Source organism: Cryobacterium mannosilyticum (genome assembly GCF_004402705.1).
Taxonomy (GTDB): domain Bacteria; phylum Actinomycetota; class Actinomycetes; order Actinomycetales; family Microbacteriaceae; genus Cryobacterium; species Cryobacterium mannosilyticum.
Window position 1 is genome coordinate 75,827 of record NZ_SOFM01000050.1, and the last position, 17,011, is coordinate 92,837.

The 17,011-nt window shown below is 70.2% G+C and carries 15 protein-coding genes and 1 tRNA gene; 13 read left to right on the forward strand and 3 right to left on the reverse strand.

The annotated features are described in order from the left end of the window. The first annotated feature begins 20 nt into the window (after nucleotides 1-20). From E3O32_RS16650 to E3O32_RS16710, 13 genes are all read left to right on the forward strand, one after another. Nucleotides 21-1,571: an alpha/beta hydrolase gene (locus tag E3O32_RS16650; RefSeq protein WP_241975073.1), complete on the forward strand. Its 1,551-nt coding sequence runs from the start codon at nucleotides 21-23 to the stop codon at nucleotides 1,569-1,571. Between the two features lie 72 nt (nucleotides 1,572-1,643). Next, complete coding sequence (locus E3O32_RS16655) at nucleotides 1,644-2,282, forward strand: TetR/AcrR family transcriptional regulator (protein ID WP_134510954.1); 639 nt, start codon at nucleotides 1,644-1,646, stop codon at nucleotides 2,280-2,282. 52 nt (nucleotides 2,283-2,334) lie between these two features. Beyond that, nucleotides 2,335-2,410, forward strand: a tRNA-Thr gene (locus E3O32_RS16660). Nucleotides 2,411-2,629: 219 nt separating this feature from the next. Then, nucleotides 2,630-3,613, forward strand: a complete 984-nt coding sequence (locus tag E3O32_RS16665) for a Gfo/Idh/MocA family protein (RefSeq protein ID WP_134510955.1) — start codon at nucleotides 2,630-2,632, stop codon at nucleotides 3,611-3,613. Between the two features lie 109 nt (nucleotides 3,614-3,722). After that, complete coding sequence (locus E3O32_RS16670) at nucleotides 3,723-6,005, forward strand: putative bifunctional diguanylate cyclase/phosphodiesterase (RefSeq protein WP_134510956.1); 2,283 nt, start codon at nucleotides 3,723-3,725, stop codon at nucleotides 6,003-6,005. A gap of 64 nt (nucleotides 6,006-6,069) precedes the next feature. Continuing rightward, a complete protein-coding gene (locus tag E3O32_RS16675; RefSeq protein ID WP_166790885.1) occupies nucleotides 6,070-7,512 on the forward strand; it encodes a D-alanyl-D-alanine carboxypeptidase/D-alanyl-D-alanine-endopeptidase in 1,443 nt (480 codons plus the stop codon). Nucleotides 7,513-7,540: 28 nt separating this feature from the next. After that, nucleotides 7,541-8,131, forward strand: a complete 591-nt coding sequence (locus E3O32_RS16680; RefSeq protein WP_134510958.1) for an isochorismatase family protein — start codon at nucleotides 7,541-7,543, stop codon at nucleotides 8,129-8,131. Continuing rightward, entirely contained in the window at nucleotides 8,132-8,896 is a 765-nt protein-coding gene (locus E3O32_RS16685) for an alpha/beta fold hydrolase (RefSeq protein WP_241975074.1), read from the forward strand. 127 nt (nucleotides 8,897-9,023) lie between these two features. Continuing rightward, entirely contained in the window at nucleotides 9,024-9,785 is a 762-nt protein-coding gene (locus tag E3O32_RS16690) for a DUF4397 domain-containing protein (RefSeq protein ID WP_134510959.1), read from the forward strand. Between the two features lie 226 nt (nucleotides 9,786-10,011). After that, complete coding sequence (locus E3O32_RS16695) at nucleotides 10,012-10,854, forward strand: DUF4397 domain-containing protein (RefSeq protein ID WP_134510960.1); 843 nt, start codon at nucleotides 10,012-10,014, stop codon at nucleotides 10,852-10,854. A gap of 13 nt (nucleotides 10,855-10,867) precedes the next feature. Then, a complete protein-coding gene (locus E3O32_RS16700; RefSeq protein ID WP_134510961.1) occupies nucleotides 10,868-11,536 on the forward strand; it encodes a class F sortase in 669 nt (222 codons plus the stop codon). Nucleotides 11,537-11,569: 33 nt separating this feature from the next. Beyond that, nucleotides 11,570-12,226 carry an RNA polymerase sigma factor gene (locus tag E3O32_RS16705; protein WP_134510962.1) on the forward strand — a complete coding sequence of 219 codons (657 nt, stop codon included), beginning with the start codon at nucleotides 11,570-11,572 and terminating at the stop codon, nucleotides 12,224-12,226. Further along, nucleotides 12,213-13,190 (forward strand): anti-sigma factor, encoded by a 978-nt coding sequence (locus tag E3O32_RS16710; RefSeq protein ID WP_134510963.1) that lies wholly within the window; start codon nucleotides 12,213-12,215, stop codon nucleotides 13,188-13,190. Before E3O32_RS16705 ends, E3O32_RS16710 begins: the two co-directional genes overlap by 14 nt. Nucleotides 13,191-13,307: 117 nt before the next feature. Here the strand turns inward: E3O32_RS16710 and hpaD are convergent, their stop codons facing one another. From hpaD to dapA, 3 genes are all read right to left on the reverse strand, one after another. Then, nucleotides 13,308-14,384, reverse strand: coding sequence for a 3,4-dihydroxyphenylacetate 2,3-dioxygenase (hpaD, locus tag E3O32_RS16715; protein ID WP_134510964.1), 1,077 nt, complete (start codon nucleotides 14,382-14,384; stop codon nucleotides 13,308-13,310). A 119-nt stretch (nucleotides 14,385-14,503) separates the two neighbouring features. Beyond that, nucleotides 14,504-16,042, reverse strand: coding sequence for a 5-carboxymethyl-2-hydroxymuconate semialdehyde dehydrogenase (gene hpaE, locus E3O32_RS16720; RefSeq protein WP_134510965.1), 1,539 nt, complete (start codon nucleotides 16,040-16,042; stop codon nucleotides 14,504-14,506). A 2-nt stretch (nucleotides 16,043-16,044) separates the two neighbouring features. After that, nucleotides 16,045-17,004 (reverse strand): 4-hydroxy-tetrahydrodipicolinate synthase, encoded by a 960-nt coding sequence (gene dapA / locus E3O32_RS16725; protein ID WP_134510966.1) that lies wholly within the window; start codon nucleotides 17,002-17,004, stop codon nucleotides 16,045-16,047. Nucleotides 17,005-17,011 lie beyond the last annotated feature (7 nt).

The window sequence follows — 17,011 nt, forward strand, 5'->3', positions numbered from 1 at the left end:
CCTTCACGGAAGAGGAACCATTGAGCAGACGAACCCGCACGCGCACCGTCACGGTGCTGGCGACGACCCTGGCGGCCGCGCTCGCAGTGACGATGGGGCTGAGCGCGTGCGTGCCGTTGTTCCTTCCCCAGCAGGCCCGGTCCACCTCATCGCCGACCACCGAGAAGGTCAGCGCCGACCTCGAACCGTTCTACAGCCAGGTGCTGAAATGGAAGGACTGCGGCTCCGGGCTGCAGTGCACCACGGCATCCGCGCCCCTGGACTGGGCCGACCCGGCGGCGGGCACCGTTGACCTCGCCCTGGTGCGTCACCCTGCCTCCGGCAGCCGGGTCGGCTCGCTGCTGGTCAATCCCGGCGGCCCCGGAGGCTCCGGTTATGACTTCGTGAAGGATTCGCTGGACTACGCCACGGATGCGAAGCTGCAGGCAGGGTTCGACATCGTGGGCTTCGACCCGCGCGGGGTCGGCCGGTCCTCCGCGGTGAAGTGCTACCAGCCCGCCCAGATGGACCAGTACCTCTACGGCCTGACCACGGCCGCGCGCGGAACGGATGCCTGGATCCAGGAGCTCGAGACCGCGTCCGCCGACTTCGGCGCAGCCTGCGCGAAGAACACCGGGGCGCTGCTCGGGCAGGTGGACACCGTGAGCGCCGCCCGCGACCTCGACCTGTTGCGCGCCGCCCTCGGCGACAAGAAGCTCAGCTACCTCGGCTACTCCTACGGGACCTTCCTCGGCGCCACCTACGCAGACCTCTACCCCGGCAAGGTCGGCCGGCTCGCCCTCGACGGCGCGCTCGACCCGTCCACCAGCAACGCCGAGGTGACCCGGGTGCAGGCGACGGGCTTCGAGAATGCGCTGCGCGCCTATCTCGCCGACTGTCTCGACGGCGCGAAGTGCCCGTTCGACGGTACCGTCGACGACGCCATGTCCACCATCGGCTCGCTGCTCGCCTCGGTGGACGCGAGCCCGATCACGGCCACCGACGGCAGGAAGCTCGGGGCCAACACGCTGCTCACCGCGATCATCTACCCGCTCTACCAGGCCGAGGCGTGGCCCAACCTGAGCGAGATGTTCACCACTGTTCTGCAGGGCGACGCGGATGCCGCCTTCCAGTTCGCGGACGGCTACAACGGCCGCAACAAGGACGGCAGCTACCGCGACAACTCCACCGAGGCGTTCATGGCCATCAACTGCGTCGACTACAGCTACAACGACGACCCGGCCGCGATGCGTGCCCAGGCCGCCCAGATCGAGGCCGCCGCGCCCGTGATCGGCAAGTACATGGCGTTCGGGGACATCGGCTGCGCCAACTGGCCGCACACGTTCACCGGTCAGCGCACGCAGATCCACGCCACGGGCGCCGCACCGATCCTCGTCGTCGGCACGACGAACGACCCGGCCACCCCCTACGTGTGGGCGAAGAACCTGGCCGGCCAGCTCGACAGCGGCCACCTCGTCACCTACACGGGCGAGGGCCACACCGCCTACAACAAGTCCAACGCCTGCGTCAACAACGCGGTGGACGACTTCCTGCTCAAGGGCACGGTGCCGGCGACCGACCCCAGGTGCTGACCGTCCGGGCCGGAGAATCGACCATCCTCGACTGCCGGGGTGCAGAATTGCGCACTGTGTAAGAATTGAAGGATGTCGGCGGAACACGAAGAACCAGGCCTGCGCGAGCGTAAGCGGCTGGCCACCAGGCGAGCCATCCAGCGAGCGGTGCTGCTCCTCTCCTGCGAGCGCGGAATGGACAAGGTGACCGTGGAGGACATCAGCCGGGCCGCCGACGTGTCCCCGCGCACCTTCTTCAACTACTTCTCCTCCAAGGACGCCGCCATGGTCGGCGACGAACTGGACCTGGCCTCCGCGGAAGACATCGCCGCCTTCGTGCACGGCGGTCCCTCGGGGGACATCCTCGCCCAGCTCGCCGAACTGCTCGCCTCGAGCCTGAAGAACACCGAGGGTGACCGGGAGATCCACCAGCTGCGCCGCACCGTGATGAAGGAGAACCCCTACCTGTTCGGCCTGCGGATGGCGACCCTGCGCAACTTCGAAGCCCGGCTGCAGGACATCATCACCGAACGTTTCGCCGCCGACGATCCCGACCTCGCCGCCGACCCGGTGCGGCTGCACCAGCGCGCGCTGCTCTTCACGCTCGTGGCCGTGGCCGCCGTACGCCACGCCTGGCGGTGCTGGGCCGAGGGCGACGCGTCCCGGCCGCTGGCCGACCAGGTCAGCGCGTCATTCGCCGAACTGTACGAGATGACCCTCCGGACCAGCTAAGCTTTGTTGCTGTGTCACCGAGCCCTTCCGTGAGGGAGGAATCGTGCGTCACGCCGCCTTAGCTCAGTCGGTAGAGCGTCTCACTCGTAATGAGAAGGTCATCAGTTCGATTCTGATAGGCGGCTCCACTGTCTCTCGTGGCCGGCGTCCTGGAAGCCGGCTCACGGGGCACCCTGCGCCGGCTTCTCACAGCGGCGCCGCGAGCGCCCTGCCCGTCGAATTCGACGGAGATTTTGGCCTGGATGCCCCAAAAACGGCGTTCTGTGCGCCAAAACGTGAAAATCTCCGTCGAATTCGACGGGAGGTGCGCGGGGGCGGGCTATTCCGCCGTGGGTAGGCTGAAGCCCATGACCGACGCAATCCGCTGGGGAATCCTGGCCACGGGCGGGATCGCCCACGCATTCACCAACGACCTCGTCCTGGGCGGTTTCCGGGTGCAGGCGGTGGCCTCCCGCGCCCAGGCCTCTGCCGACGCGTTCGCGGCCGAGTTCGGCATCCCCACCGCCCACCCGAGCTACGAGGCCCTCGCCGACGACCCCGACGTCGACATCGTCTACATCTCCACGCCGCATCCGTTCCACGCCGAGAACGCCCGCCTGATGCTCAACGCGGGCAAGCACGTGCTGATCGAGAAGCCGATCACGCTGAACGGCCGCGAAGCCCGGGAGATCGTCGACCTCGCCGCGAGCAAGGGGCTGCTCGTGCTCGAGGGCATGTGGACCAGGTTCCTGCCGCACATGGTGCGGATCAGGGAGATCCTCGCCGCCGGCACGATCGGGGACGTGCACACGCTCATCGCCGACCACACCCAGAGTCTGCCGGAAGCCCCGGAGCACCGCCTCAACTCGATGGCACTCGGCGGCGGCGCCCTCCTCGACCTCGGCATCTACCCGCTCACCTTCGCCTCCGAACTGTTCGGGCGCCCGGAGACGATCCTGGCGACCGCGACGTTCAAGCCGACCGGCGCCGACGCCCAGGTCGCGACGACGTTCCGCTACCCGGGCGGTCAGATCGCCCAGACCCTCTCCGCGAGCGACACGGCCGGCCCGAACACCGCGACCATCCTCGGCACCGCCGGCCGGATCGACATCGACCGAACCTGGTACGCGCCCACGACGATCCGGGTGCGCGACAGCGCGAACGAGATCATCGAAACCTTCAGCGCCCCGATCACCGGGCGCGGCATGCACTTCCAGGCGATCGAGGCCGAGAAGCTCATCCGGGCAGGGAAGATCTCGAGCGACATCCTGCCGGTCGAGGAGATGGTCGCGATCATGGAGACCCTCGACGCCGTGCGCGAGCAGATCGGGCTGCGCTACCCCGGCGAGTAGCCGCCGGACTCTGCCGCGTCACCCATTCTGGGGTGCGCGCGGGCCGGCCAAACCGGCCGGCCCGCCTGGTGCCGCCGATATCCTGATCAAGGAGCAGGAGGGGGCAGGTGTGGGGACAGCCGCGACGACCAGCCTGCCGACACGTTCCGCCCGCGTGTTCGGACCCGGCAACCGGCTGGTCTGGGCGATGCTGCTGCTGCTCACCGTCTACCTGGCCGGGCTGGCGCTCCCCAGCGACGACCTCCGTCCGGTGGTCAACGGCTGGCTGGGCACGATAACCCAGTGGATCCCCGCGGCTTTGTGCTGGCGCGCGGTCTACCGCTCCGGCTTCCGACGGATGCTGGTGCTCCTGGCCGGGGCCGCCGTCACCGTCTTCGCGGCCTCGAACCAGTACTACGTGCTGGCGCTCGGCGATGGGGAGGCGCTGAGCTTCCCCTCGCCCGCCGACTTCGGATACCTGCTGTTCTACCCGCTCATCCTCGGGGCGCTCGCCATTCTGGTCTCCCGGCAGCTTCGCGCGCTTCCCCGGGCGGTCTCGCTCGACAGCGCGGTCGGCGCGCTCGGCGCCGCGGCCCTGCTCGCGGCTCTGCTCAGTCCGATCCTCCTCGCGGCCCAGGCCGGCGGGTTCAGTCTTGCCACGGCGGTCGCGACCGCCTTCCCCCTGCTCGACCTCGTGCTGGTCGCCGCCGTGGTCGGCGTCGCCTCCGCCCGGGGGCTGGACGTCGGCGGTCGCTGGGGCATCCTCGTCTCCGGCCTACTGGTCTTCGCCGCCACCGACGTGATCTACGCGGAGCAGATCGCCGGCGACAGCTACGCGATCGGCACGCTGCTGGACGGCGGCTGGGCCGTCGGCCTGACCCTGATCGCCCTCTGGGTGGACGGCCTGACCCGGCCGCCGGGTGCGGTCGGCCGCCGGCTGACCGGCGTCCTCTCCCTGATCGTGCCCGTGGTGGCCACGGCCGCCGGGGTCCTGGTGCTCCTCCTCGGCACCCAGGTGAGGCTCTCCCTCCTCGCCGTCGTGCTGGCGACCGCGACCCTCGCCGGGGCGAGCCTGCGCACGGCCGTCGCGTTCCGGGATCTCGGCCGGATGGCCGACCTCCGCCGCCAGGCGCGCACCGACGACCTCACCGGACTGCCCAACCGGCGGGCGCTCTACCTCGACGTGCCCCTACGCCTCGCCTCGGGAGGCCCGAGGAGCGCACTGATGCTGCTCGACCTGGACCGGTTCAAGGAGGTGAACGACAGCCTCGGCCACGATGTCGGCGACGAGCTGCTCGTGCAGGTCGGTCGACGCCTGGCCGACCAATTGCGAACGCGGGACCTGCTGGCACGCCTCGGCGGAGACGAATTCGCGATCCTCCTCGACGACGCGGGCCCCGCCGAGGCGGAGGCCGTCGCGGCGACGGTGCAGGCGGCCCTGGCCGAACCGTTCACCCTCGCCGGGATCACCCTGCAGACCAGCGTCTCGGTCGGGATCGCGCTCTACCCGGAGCAGAGCGACAACCTGACCGGGCTGCTGCGGAAGGCCGACATGGCCATGTACAAGGCGAAGGCCGGCGGCACCGGGCACCACGTCTACCGCAGCTCCGACGACAGCCACGGGGACGCCCGGCTGCGCACCGTGCAGGAGCTGCGCCTGGCAATTCACGAGGACCAGCTGGTGCTCCACTACCAGCCGAAGATCGACCTGCCGACGGGGCAGGTGAACTGCGTCGAGGCGCTCGTGCGCTGGCAGCACCCCGCCCGCGGCCTGCTTCAACCGGGGCAGTTCCTCGATCTGGTCGAGGAATCCGGGCTGATGCACGCCATGACGCATGTGGTGCTCGACAAGGCCCTCGACCAGGCCGCGCTCTGGCGGGCCGAGGGTCATCCGCTCGCGGTCGCCGTGAACCTCTCGGCGCGTTCACTGCTCGACGCCGAACTGCCGGCGCGGGTTCGCGCGCAGCTCTCGTCCCGGGGCCTGCCGACCTCCGCCCTGACCCTGGAGATCACCGAGGAATTCCTGCTGAACGACCGGGAGCGGGCGCAGGAGATCCTCACCCAGTTACGCGAGACGGGAATCCGGATCGCCGTCGACGACTTCGGGACCGGCTACAGCTCGCTCGCCTACCTGCGGGACCTGCCCATCGACGAGCTCAAGCTGGACCGGTCCTTCATCATGCCGATGGCCGACGACGCGCGCGCCGCGGCGCTCGTCTCCTCCATCGTCGACCTCGCCCACAGCCTGGGGATGAGCGCCGTCGCCGAGGGAGTGGAGGATGCCGTGGCCTACGACGAGCTCGTGCGGTACGGCTGCGACCAAGCACAGGGATTCCACCTGTCGCGGCCGCTCCCCGTGGCCGACCTGGACGCCTGGCTCCTCCTGCGTCGCGCGGCGGTTGCCACGGCGTAACGGGCGGAGACGCGGGCCCGCCAAGCCGAGGCTGCCTCACATCGACGGCAGGTACAGTACACGGGTGGAAGAACAGGACACCCCGCGGCCCGGCATCGCCGGCTTCATCGCCCGGCACCGCACGCTGGCCCTGATCGGAGCCGGTGCGGCGCTGTTCGCCCTCCTCGGCACCGGGGCCGTCGTCGCGGGCGCCTCGACCGTCCCGGCCAACGCTCCCGCCGCCCTCCGTGTCCGGGCCGCCACCCCCAGCCCCACCCCGACGGCCGCGCCGCCCCGGCCCGCCCCGTCCGATGCCACCACCGCCAGCCGGCTCCGCAGCTGCTCGGTGGCCGGCCTGGCCGCCGACCCCCGGCTCGCGAACTTCCAGGCCCAGGTGGTCAACGCCAGCACCGGCGAGGTCCTCTTCGACCGTGGCGGCAACACGCCGTCCCGCACCGCGAGCGTGCTCAAAGTGCTGACCTCGGCAGCCGCGCTGAGCGTGCTCGGCCCCGACTACCGGGCCACGACGACAGTGCTGGCCGGCAGCGAACCGGGAACGGTCGTGCTGGTCGGCGGGGGAGACCTCACCCTGTCCCGCACCCCGACCGGCGATGAATCGGTGTACACCGGGGCCGCGCACCTCGACGACCTTGCCGCGAAGACCATCGCGGCGTGGCAGGCCGACCCGGCGCATCCGCCGATCACGCGGCTCGTGCTCGACTCCTCCTCCTTCGGCGACCCCGGCTGGGACCCGAGCTGGAACCGCAAGGAACTCGGCGACGGGTACATGCCCGAGATCACCGCCCTCCAGGTCGACGGCGACCGGGACAACCCGGGCCGCAGCACCTCCGCCCGCAGCAGCGACCCGATCGGGCGCGCCGGGCAGGCGTTCGCCGACGCGCTCGGCGGCAACGTGGAGATCAGCCGCGGAACGGCCCCGGCAGGCGCCGCAGAGCTCGCCTCGGTGCAGTCCCAGCCGGTGTCCACCCTGATCAAACAGGCGCTGATCGTGTCGGACAACGCGCTCGCCGAGATGCTCGCCCGGCTCGTCGCGGTGAAATCCGGGGCCGGGAACACCTTCGGGGCACTGCAGAAATCCACCCTCGCCGGGCTCGCCCCCTACGGCATCGACACGACCGGCATCCTGATCGCCGACGGCTCAGGCCTGAGCGACAACAACGCCGTTCCGCCGTCCTACCTGACGAAACTGTTCGTCAAGATCAATGCCAGGGAGGGGAACCTCGGCGTCATCTTCGACGGCCTGCCCGTCGCCGGCGGGGACAGCGGGTCACTGTCCTACAGCGACCGGTTCACGGGCGACAACGCCGTCGCGGACGGTTCCGTCTTCGCCAAGACCGGGTGGATCGACACCGGCTACACCCTGGCCGGTGTGATCCACGCCGCGGACGGCACGCCGCTGACCTTCGCCGTTTACGCGCTCGGGGATGTGGGCGATAATGCGAAGCAGGCGATCGACACCATCACCGCCGGTTTCTACCGATGCGGTGACAACCTGTCGAACACCTGATCCCATCCGGCGAGCGAAGGAGCCACCTGTGACACGGGCACTGTTCATCATCGACGTCCAGAACGATTTCACAGAGGGTGGCGCACTTGTCGTCGCGGGCGGGTCGGCCGTCGCCGCCGGGGTGAGCGCGCTCCTGGCACAGCACCCGAACGCCTACGCGTGTGTGTTCGCCTCCCGGGACTGGCACGACCCCGACGGCGACAACGGCGGCCACTTCGCCCTGTCCGGCGAACCCGACTACTCCGAGAGCTGGCCGGTGCACTGCGTGGCGGGCACCCCGGGCGCCGAGTACCACCGGGCGCTCACGCTGCCGGAACACACCATCCACATCCGCAAGGGCCAGGGCGAGGCCGGCTACTCGATCTTCGACGGCGTCTCGGAGGGCGGCGACAAGACGGGCGAACTGCTGATCACGAACGGTGTGACGGATGTCGACATCGTCGGCCTCGCCACCGACCACTGCGTGCGCGCGAGCGGACTCGATGCCCTCGAACACGGCCAGCACCTGCGCGTGCTCACCGACCTTGTCGCCGGGGTCAACCCGGATGCCAGCGAGGCGGCGCTGGCCGAACTGGCCTACGCGGGGGCCGTCCTGGCAACCTCAGACGTGGTCGCCTAGGTGGGGGCCGGACCCGCGCCCGTGCTGGACTCCTTCGCCCGGCGCCTCGACGGCGTGCGGATCGCCTACGACGTCGTGCCGGGGGATCGCCCGATCCTCCTCGTGCACGGGTTTGCGTCGACCGCCAGGCTCAGCTGGGCCGGCACGGGCTGGCTGCGCTTCCTTGAGGAGGCCGGACGCGGCGTGATCGCGCCCGACCTGCGCGGCCACGGGCGGAGCGACAAACCGCACCGGGCCGCCGACTACGCACCCCGGCAGCTGGCCGCCGACCTCGTGGTCCTGCTCGACGCGCTCGGCCTGGACCAGGTCGACGTGGTGGCCTATTCGATGGGGTCCCGGGTCGCGGCGGCGCTCGCCCGGCTGGCACCGGAACGCGTAGGTCGCCTGGTGCTCGGCGGAGCGGGGCCGGTCGAACTGTTCGAGTCCGTCGGCCCGGCGACGCTGGCCGGGCTGCTGGCCGGGCAGACCCCGGCCGATCCGGTGGTCGCGGCCGTGCTCGGACCCGTGCTCGCATCCGCCGTCGCCGCGGGAGGAGACCTGGCTGCCCTGCTGGCCTGCGTGGAGGGATTCGCCGGGGCAGCACTCGACCTGCCGCCGGGCATCCCCGTGCTGTACGTGGCGGGCGGCGCCGACCCGATCCCGGACGGGGTGGCCGAGCTGGCCCGTGCCCGCGGCTCCGCCTACCGGGAGCTGCCCGGCCGCGATCACGTGAACTCGCTTACCTCCCGCGAGTTCAAGCAGGCGGCCCTGGACTTCCTGTCCTGATTCCGTCCCCTATTCGGGGGGGTTTGTCAAACTTTTCTTCAAGGGTTGCATCCAGAACTACCTTGTTGCTGGAATTGACAGCGGGAGGCCGCGCGGTCACCCGTCCAACGAAATGCAGGAGGTAACCATGCACAGGACCATCGCAATTGGCACCGCAGCCGGCCTACTCGTCGCTCTCGCAGGAATCCTGCCGGCCAGCGCCGGCGAAAACCACGGTGACGACGGGCACCACTCCGACGGAGGCACCGCCGAACTCACCGTCTTCCACGGCGTGCCGGGCCTGACCGTGGACGTCTACGTCGACGGCGCGCTCACCCTCGACGACTTCGAGCCGGGCACGTTCTCCGACACTCTCACCCTCGACGCCGGAACGTACTCGGTGGCCGTCACGGCCGCCGACGCGACCGACGACAGCCACCCGGTGATCGGTCCGATCGACCTGACGCTGGAAGAAGGCGACAACTACACGGTCGCAGCGCACCTCACCGAAGCCGGTGACCCCACCGCCACCCTGTTCACGAACAACCTCGACAAGGCAGGCAAGGGCAACGGGCGCCTCACCGTGCGCCACATCGCGGCCGCGCCATCCGTGGACGTGCTCGCGAACGGTGCGGCCGCGGTGAGCGACCTGACCAACCCCGACGAGGAAGAGCTGACCCTGCCGGTCGGCACCATCTCCGCCGTGGTGGCCGCAACCGGAACGACCGACCCGCTGATCGGGCCGACCGACGTCGAGATCGCCAAGCGCACGAACACCATCGTCTACGCCTGGGGCAGCCTGGACGCTGACAACCTCGCGTTCGCCGTGCAGACGGTCGGCCTCACCGGGGGTGGACACCACCACCACAAGGACCACCACGACGACCACCACAACGACCACCACAAGTAAGGATCGCCACTTACGACGCCCGGTCGCATCGACCGACGGGGCTTCGTCCGCACCTCGAGGGCCGCACGCCCAACGACAGTTGACGTGCGGCCCTCGACGTGTCCGGGTGAAAGAAATCAGGTTCGGGTGCATCCGATCCGGGCCGTCCGCCGGAAGTAATGGCTAAAGAGTGCTCCGGCACACCCGGCGGGGATTCCCCCCGCGACCCACACATCAGGAGGAAATCATGCGCAAGTCCCTCACGATCGGCATGACGGCGGCCTCGCTCGGCGCCCTCATCGCCCTGACCGGCCTCGCACCGGCGCAGGCAGCCGACCCGGTCGCCAAACTGTCCGTCTTCCACGGCGTACCCGGCCTCACCGTCGACGTGTACGTGAACGACAAGCTGACCCTGGACAACTTCAAGCCGGGCGACCTCGCCGGGCCGCTCGACCTGCCGGCCGGCACCTACAAGGTTGCGATCACCGCGTCGGATGCGGCCGACGCGAGCAAGCCCGCCATCGGGCCGGTTGACCTGCCCCTCGTGGCGGGGATGGACTACACCGCCGTCGCCCATCTCGACGCCGCCGGCAAGCCGACCGCGACGCTCTTCACCAACGACATCGGCAAGCTGGAGGCCGGCCAGGGCCGGCTGACCGTGCGGCACGTGGCCGCTGCGCCCGCGGTCGACGTGCTCGCCAACGGAGCGGCCGCCATCACCAACCTGGTCAACCCGAAGGAGTCGGTGCTGAACCTGCCGGCCGCCACCATCTCGGCGGCGGTCGCCGCCACGGGGACCACGGCCCCGGTGATCGGGCCGGCGGATGTCAACGTCGCGGAAGGCACGAACACGATCGTCTACGCCTGGGGCAGCCTGGCCGACAAGAACCTCGCCCTCGGCGTGCAGACGATCGCCGGACTGCACTCGAACCCCGGCAACATCCCCGCCGGTGAGGCAGGCCTGGTCGCCACGAACAAGCCGGCGGACACGACCGGGCTCTGGCTCGGCGCCTTCGCCGCAATGCTGCTCGCACTCGGCGCGGCCGCGGTCGTCGGACTGCGTCGCTCGGCCGCGGCCGCGCGCCGCTAGCAGGGACCGCACGATGAGAGCCACAGTGGGCGCCATCGGGATGCTCGCTGTGGCTCTCGTTCTGCTCAGCGGATGCTCCGGGGCTCAGGTTCCGCCGGCATCCGCGCCGACGGCGGTCACGACGCCCGCGCCGGCATCCGTGCTTCCGCCCCCCAGGCCGGCCCCCGCGCCGGCCCCCGAGGTGACGGTGCCGACGGTGAGCGCCACCCTGAGCGCCAACCAGGCGCCGGCCCCGCTACCCCCCGTCCGGATCCGAGTGGAGACCCTGGGCATCGACATGGCGGTCGAGGCGGTCGGCCAGACTGCGGAGAACGTCATGGAACTGCCGAAGAACCCCGCCGTGGCCGCCTGGTACCGGTTCGGCCCGTCACCGGCCAGCCCGGCCGGGGCGACCGTGATCGCCGCCCATGTCGACTCGCTCGTCTACGACATCGGCCCGTTCGCCCGGCTCGCCTCGGCGTCTGCCGGAACCCGGGTCGTTCTGACGCTCAGCGACGGGTCGGAGCGCGGCTACTCGGTCACCGGCGTGCAGTCGATCCTCAAACCGGACGTCCCGTGGGACAGTGTCTTCGATCGGTCGGGTGCCTCCCGGCTGACACTGGTGACCTGCGGCGGCGAATTCGATTACGAGGCGAAGCGCTACCTCTCCAACGTGATCGTCTCGGCGGATCCGCTCCCATGATCACGATCCATCCCAGAGTGAGAAGGTGTGGCTATGCTGAGGCCGACGGTGGTCGAGGCGTCCTTCGCGGGGAGGCCTGAGGTGTACGACCAGTCGCAGCGGCATTCGACCGGGAGGCACCCCAGCGTGGTGAGCGCAATCACCGATGCAGACGACCACGCACGGCTGGCCACCGCCTTCCGTTCGGGGGACGAACGCGCGCTCGCCGAGACGTACGCCCGCTGGGCAGCGCTCGTGCACACCATCGCCGTGCGCTCGCTCGGCGACCACGGCGAGGCGGAGGACGTGACCCAGAAGGTCTTCATCTCAGCCTGGAACGGCAGGGCCGGCTTCGACCCCTCCCGCGCCCGGCTTCCGGCCTGGCTCGTCGGCATCACCCGGCACGCGGTGGCCGACGCGCACGAAGCCCGCTCGCGGCGACGCCGGATCGAGGCGGCTGTGATGGGGGAACTCCAGTTCAGCCAGCCCGACCAATCGGCCGACGTCGCCGACCGGCTGCTGATCAGCGAGGAGCTGCAACGCCTCGAACCGGTGCCGCAGCGGGTGATGCAGCTGGCGTTCTACGACGACCTGACCCACGCGCAAATCGCCGATAACCTCGGATTGCCCCTCGGCACCGTGAAGAGTCACATCAGACGAAGCCTGACCAGGCTGCGCACCAGATTGGAGGCGAACGATGACACACATTGACCGGGACGATCTCGCGCTCATAGCCATGGCTGAGCTCGACCTCACCGAACCGGAGCGCCGCCACCTGGCCGAATGCCCGGAGTGCTCGCTCGAACTGATCTCGCTGCAGCACACCGTCGCGGTCGGACGCGCGGCGCGCGACGTGCAACTCCTCGAGCCGGGCGACGCCGTCTGGGGTCGCATCCACTCCGCCCTCGGGCTCTCCGACGCGGTCGCGGGCACTCCGCGGCGCTCCGACTTTCCGGCGAGCGCGGGGCCGGCACGCGCAGCACCGGTGACGGATGCCGCGGCGCTCGCGCCAGCCGTCCCCGGTCCGGTCCCGGCTGCCGGTCCCGTCTCGGCTCCCGCTCCGGCTCCCGGTCCCGTCTCGGCTCCCGGCCCGGCTCCCGGTCCCGGTCCGGCTCCCGGTCCCGGTCCGGCTCCCGGTCCCGTCTCGGCTCCCGTCGAGCCGGCGCCTCCGGCCGGACCCGCGCCGGTCGCCCGGATCGACGCTCACGGCCGGTCCCGCCGCGCCCGTTTCTGGCTGCCGCTGACCGTCGCGGCCGGGATCGTCGGCCTGGTCGGCGGCCTCGGCGGCGGGATCTGGTGGGAGTCGCTGCGACAGGACGCCGCGCCCCCCGTCGTCGAAGCGAAGATCGCCGAGGCGACACTGGACCCGTTCCCCGGCTGGACGGCCGGCGGCACCGCCTACGTGGAGAAGGCCGCCGACGGCCACCGAGAGGTGGTGGTCGACCTCACCGGGGGGACGGGCAGCGCCCCCCTGCGCGAGGTGTGGCTGATCAAGGCGGATGCCTCCGGCCTGGTCAGCATCGGACTGCTCGACGGCGCCACCGGCCGGTTCTCGATCCCCGACGGGCTCGACCTTGCCCAGTACCCGCTCGTCGACGTGTCCGCCGAACCGGACAACGGCGACCCGGCCCACTCCGGCGACTCCATCGTGCGCGGCGAGTTGCGCGCCACCTGACCGGCCCCTGCTCCTTCGTTCGACAACTGTCGCCAGGCCGGACGACTGTCGCCCGCACATCGGCGACTATTGTCCGCATCGGCGACACTTCTCATCGCCCTCGAGGCGCCCGGGCGGTTAGAGCTGGTGGCCGAGCTTGTATTCGGGCATCTCCTCGCCCTTGCGGGTGTAGGAGAAGCCGTCGGCGCCGACGGTCACGGCCATCTCGCTCGACTGGGTGCGTTCGATCACGGGCTGGGGGGTGCCGTCGAGGTCGAGCACGAGGGAGGCATCCGTGTACCAGCTCGGCACCACCGGGTTTCCCCACCAGTCGCGACGCTGGTTGTCGTGCACGTCCCAGGTGACGACGGGGTTGTCGGGGTCGCCGGTGTAGTAGTCCTGGGTGTAGATCTCGACCCGGTGGCCGTCGGGGTCGCGCAGGTAGAGGTAGAACGCGTTGGACACGCCGTGCCGGCCGGGGCCGCGCTCGATCAGGTCGGACTTGCGCAGCGCGCCGAGCTTGTCGCAGATGTAGATGATGTTGTGCTTCTCGTGCGTGGAGAAGGCGATGTGGTGCATCCGCGGGCCGTCGCCGCCGGTCAGGGCGGTGTCGTGCACGGTGTCCTTGCGGCGCAGCCAGGCCGCGTAGGTGACGCCGTCCGCGTCCTGGATGTCCTCGGTGACCCGGAAGCCGAGGTCCTCCAGATAGCCGCGGCCGAGGCCGACGTCGGGGGTGACCTGGTTGAAGTGGTCGAGACGCACGAGCGCGCCCGGACCCTGCAGGTCGTAGCGCCAGGCGAGGCGTTCCACGTGCTCGGTGTCGAAGAAGAACTCGTAGGGGAAGCCGAGCGGGTCTTCGACGCGCACGGAGTCGCCGATCCCCGTGACGAAGCCGTTCGCGCGGCGCTCGGTGCGGCAGCCGAGCTCGCGGTAGTACGCCTCGGCAAGGTCCACGTCGAGGGGGGAGCGCACCCGGAAAGCGAACGCGGACACCGCGGCCACCGGGCCCTGGCGCAGCACCAGGTTGTGGTGGATGAACTCCTCGAAGCTGCGCAGGTAGATCTCGGTGTCGCTCTCCTCCGTCACGACGAGGCCGAGGATGTCCACGTAGAACTCGCGGGAGGCGGCCAGGTCGGTGACGACGAGGTCCATGTAGGCGCAGCGCAGGATGTCGGGCGGGGTGGCCGCGGGGGTGGGGATGGGGGTGGTGGTCATGGGGATCCTCCTCATTGAGTGTCAGTGGTTGTGGTCTCGACGGGCTCGACCGCCGGTGACGGGCTCAGCCGTCGGTGATCGAGTCTGACCGCCGGTGATCGAGCCTGTCGAGATCCAGGTCAGGCGGCGCCGAAGCGGGCGGTGTGCACGGCGCCGAGGGTGATGTGCACGGCCTGCTGGTCGGTGTAGAAATCGATCGAACGGTAGCCGCCCTCGTGGCCCAGTCCCGAGGCCTTGACCCCGCCGAACGGGGTGCGGAGGTCGCGCACATTGTGCGAGTTGAGCCAGACCATGCCGGCCTCGATCGCCTGGGCGAAGGTGTGCGCCCGGGTGAGGTTGCCGGTCCAGAGGTACGCGGCGAGGCCGTATTTCACTCCGTTGGCCAGCGCCAGGGCCTCCTCATCGGTGTCGAACGGGGTGATCGACACCACCGGGCCGAAGATCTCCTCCTGGAAGATGCGGGCCGTGGGCGGGACATCCGCGAACACGGTCGGCGACACATAGTTGCCCTCGGCCAGGTGCGCCGGGCGGCCGCCGCCGGCGAGCAGGCGGCCCTCGGTCTTGCCGATCTCGACGTAGCTCATCACCTTGGCGTAGTGCTCGGGGTGAACGAGCGCGCCGACCTCGGTCTTCGGGTCGTGCGGGTCGCCGACGACGATGTTCCGGGCGCGGGCGGCGTAGCGGGCGCAGAAGTCGTCGTAGACCGTGCGTTCGACCAGGATCCGGCTGCCGGCCGTGCAGCGTTCGCCGTTGAGCGAGAAGACGCCGAACAGGGTCGAGTCGATCGCGGCGTCGAGGTCGGCGTCGGCGAAGACGATGGCGGGGGATTTGCCGCCGAGTTCCATCGACATGCCCTTGAGGTTGGCGGCGCAGTTGCGGTAGATGGTCTGGCCGGTCGTGGTCTCGCCGGTGAACGAGATGAGGGGCACGCCCGGATGCTTGACCAGCGCGTCGCCGGCCTCCTCGCCGATGCCGTTGACCAGGTTGAAGACCCCGTCGGGGAGACCTGCGGCGGAGAAGATCCCGGCCCACAGGCTGGCTGAGAGCGGCGTGAACTCGGCGGGCTTGAGCACGACCGTGCAGCCGGAGGCCAGCGCCGGGGCGAGCTTCCAGCTTTCCAGCATGAACGGGGTGTTCCACGGGGTGATCAGCCCGGCGACGCCGACCGGCTTGCGGTTGACGTAGTTGATCTGGCTGCCGGGCACCTTGTAGGTGTCGTCGGCCTGCGCCACGATCAGGTCGGCGAAGAAGCGGAAGTTCTCGGCCGCCCGGTTGGCCTGGCCGAGGGCCTGGGTGATCGGCAGGCCGGTGTCGAACGTTTCCAGTTCGGCGAGGCGGGCATCCTGCGCCTCGATCGCGTCGGCGATCCGGTTCAGGATGCGGGACCGCTCGCGCGGCTTCATGCCCGGCCACGGCCCGTTCTCGAAGGCCTCCGTGGCGGCGGCCACGGCCAGGTCGATGTCCTCCTGCTGGCCGGCGGCGGCGGTGGCGTAGGTCTGGTTGGAGACCGGGTCGAGCACGTCGAAGGTCCTGCCGGAGACGCTGTCGACGAAGCGGCCGCCGATGTAGTGCTGGATGCGGGTCGGCAGGTTCTCGGGGACGAAGTGGCCGGCCGCGTGGGAGCCGGCGGTGGTCGTGGTGGCGTCGGTCGTGGTCATGGTCAGGCTCCTGCCGGGGTGTGGCCGTCGATCGTGAAACCGTCGACGGGGGAGAGGTAGGCTTCGCCGGCGGCCAGGAACTTCTTCATGGTGACGAGGCCGGCATCCGTGGGGGTGATCAGCGGCGGGCGCACGAACCCCGAGGCGATCAGGCCGCGCTGTTCGAGCACCCACTTGCCCGGTGCCGGGTTGGTCTCGACGAAGAGCAGGTCGACGAGGGGGTGCAGGCCGTAATGGATCTCCCGGGCCCGGGCGAGGTCGCCGGCCATCCACGCGTTGTACAGCTCGACGTGGGCGACGGGGGCGATGTTGGAGGTGGCGCTGATCAGGCCGACGCCGCCGAGCGCGAGCAGCGGCAGGCAGAGCAGCTCGATTCCGCTCCAGACCAGCAGGTCCTTTCCGCAGAGGTGCAGCACCCGGGAGAAGTGTTCGAAGTCCTTGGTGGTCTCCTTGACCCCGACGAAGTTGTCGAAGTCCCGGTAGAGCCGATTGATGGTCTCTGGGGCGATGTCCACGGCGGTGCGGCTGGGCACGTTGTAGGCCACGATCGGCAGGTCGGGGAACTCCTCGGCCACCGTCTTGTACCAGACGTAGAGGGCCTCCTGGGTGGGCCGGGCGTAGTACGGGGTGATGATCAGGGCGGCGTCCACGCCGGCGTCCCGCGCGGCGGCGGTCAGCTCGAGGGTCTCGTCGAGTTTCGCCGAGCCGGTGCCGGGCATGAACGGAACCCGGTCGCCGATGGTCTCGGCCACGGTGCGGATCGCGGCGGCGCGTTCGGCGATGCTCTGCGAGCTCGGTTCCCCGGTCGACCCGCCGAGCGAGATCCCGTGGGTGCCGGAGGCCAGCTGCCAGTTGACGAGGTTGGCCAGGCCGGCATGGTCGAGCGCGCCGTCGGCCGTGAACGGCGTCATCAGGGGCGCGATGGAGCCCCTGATCTGGCTGGGGTCACTGCGGAACTTCATTGTTCTT

Excerpts from the sequence above, each read along its gene's own strand:
- E3O32_RS16695 (WP_134510960.1), top strand. The coding sequence starts at position 10,012 with ATGCGCAAGTCCCTCACGATCGGCATGACGGCGGCCTCGCTCGGCGCC.
- dapA (WP_134510966.1), bottom strand. The coding sequence starts at position 17,004 with ATGAAGTTCCGCAGTGACCCCAGCCAGATCAGGGGCTCCATCGCGCCC.
- E3O32_RS16710 (WP_134510963.1), top strand. The coding sequence starts at position 12,213 with ATGACACACATTGACCGGGACGATCTCGCGCTCATAGCCATGGCTGAG.
- E3O32_RS16665 (WP_134510955.1), top strand. The coding sequence starts at position 2,630 with ATGACCGACGCAATCCGCTGGGGAATCCTGGCCACGGGCGGGATCGCC.
- hpaD (WP_134510964.1), bottom strand. The coding sequence starts at position 14,384 with ATGACCACCACCCCCATCCCCACCCCCGCGGCCACCCCGCCCGACATC.
- E3O32_RS16705 (WP_134510962.1), top strand. The coding sequence starts at position 11,570 with ATGCTGAGGCCGACGGTGGTCGAGGCGTCCTTCGCGGGGAGGCCTGAG.
- E3O32_RS16700 (WP_134510961.1), top strand. The coding sequence starts at position 10,868 with ATGAGAGCCACAGTGGGCGCCATCGGGATGCTCGCTGTGGCTCTCGTT.
- E3O32_RS16690 (WP_134510959.1), top strand. The coding sequence starts at position 9,024 with ATGCACAGGACCATCGCAATTGGCACCGCAGCCGGCCTACTCGTCGCT.
- hpaE (WP_134510965.1), bottom strand. The coding sequence starts at position 16,042 with ATGACCACGACCGACGCCACCACGACCACCGCCGGCTCCCACGCGGCC.
- E3O32_RS16655 (WP_134510954.1), top strand. The coding sequence starts at position 1,644 with ATGTCGGCGGAACACGAAGAACCAGGCCTGCGCGAGCGTAAGCGGCTG.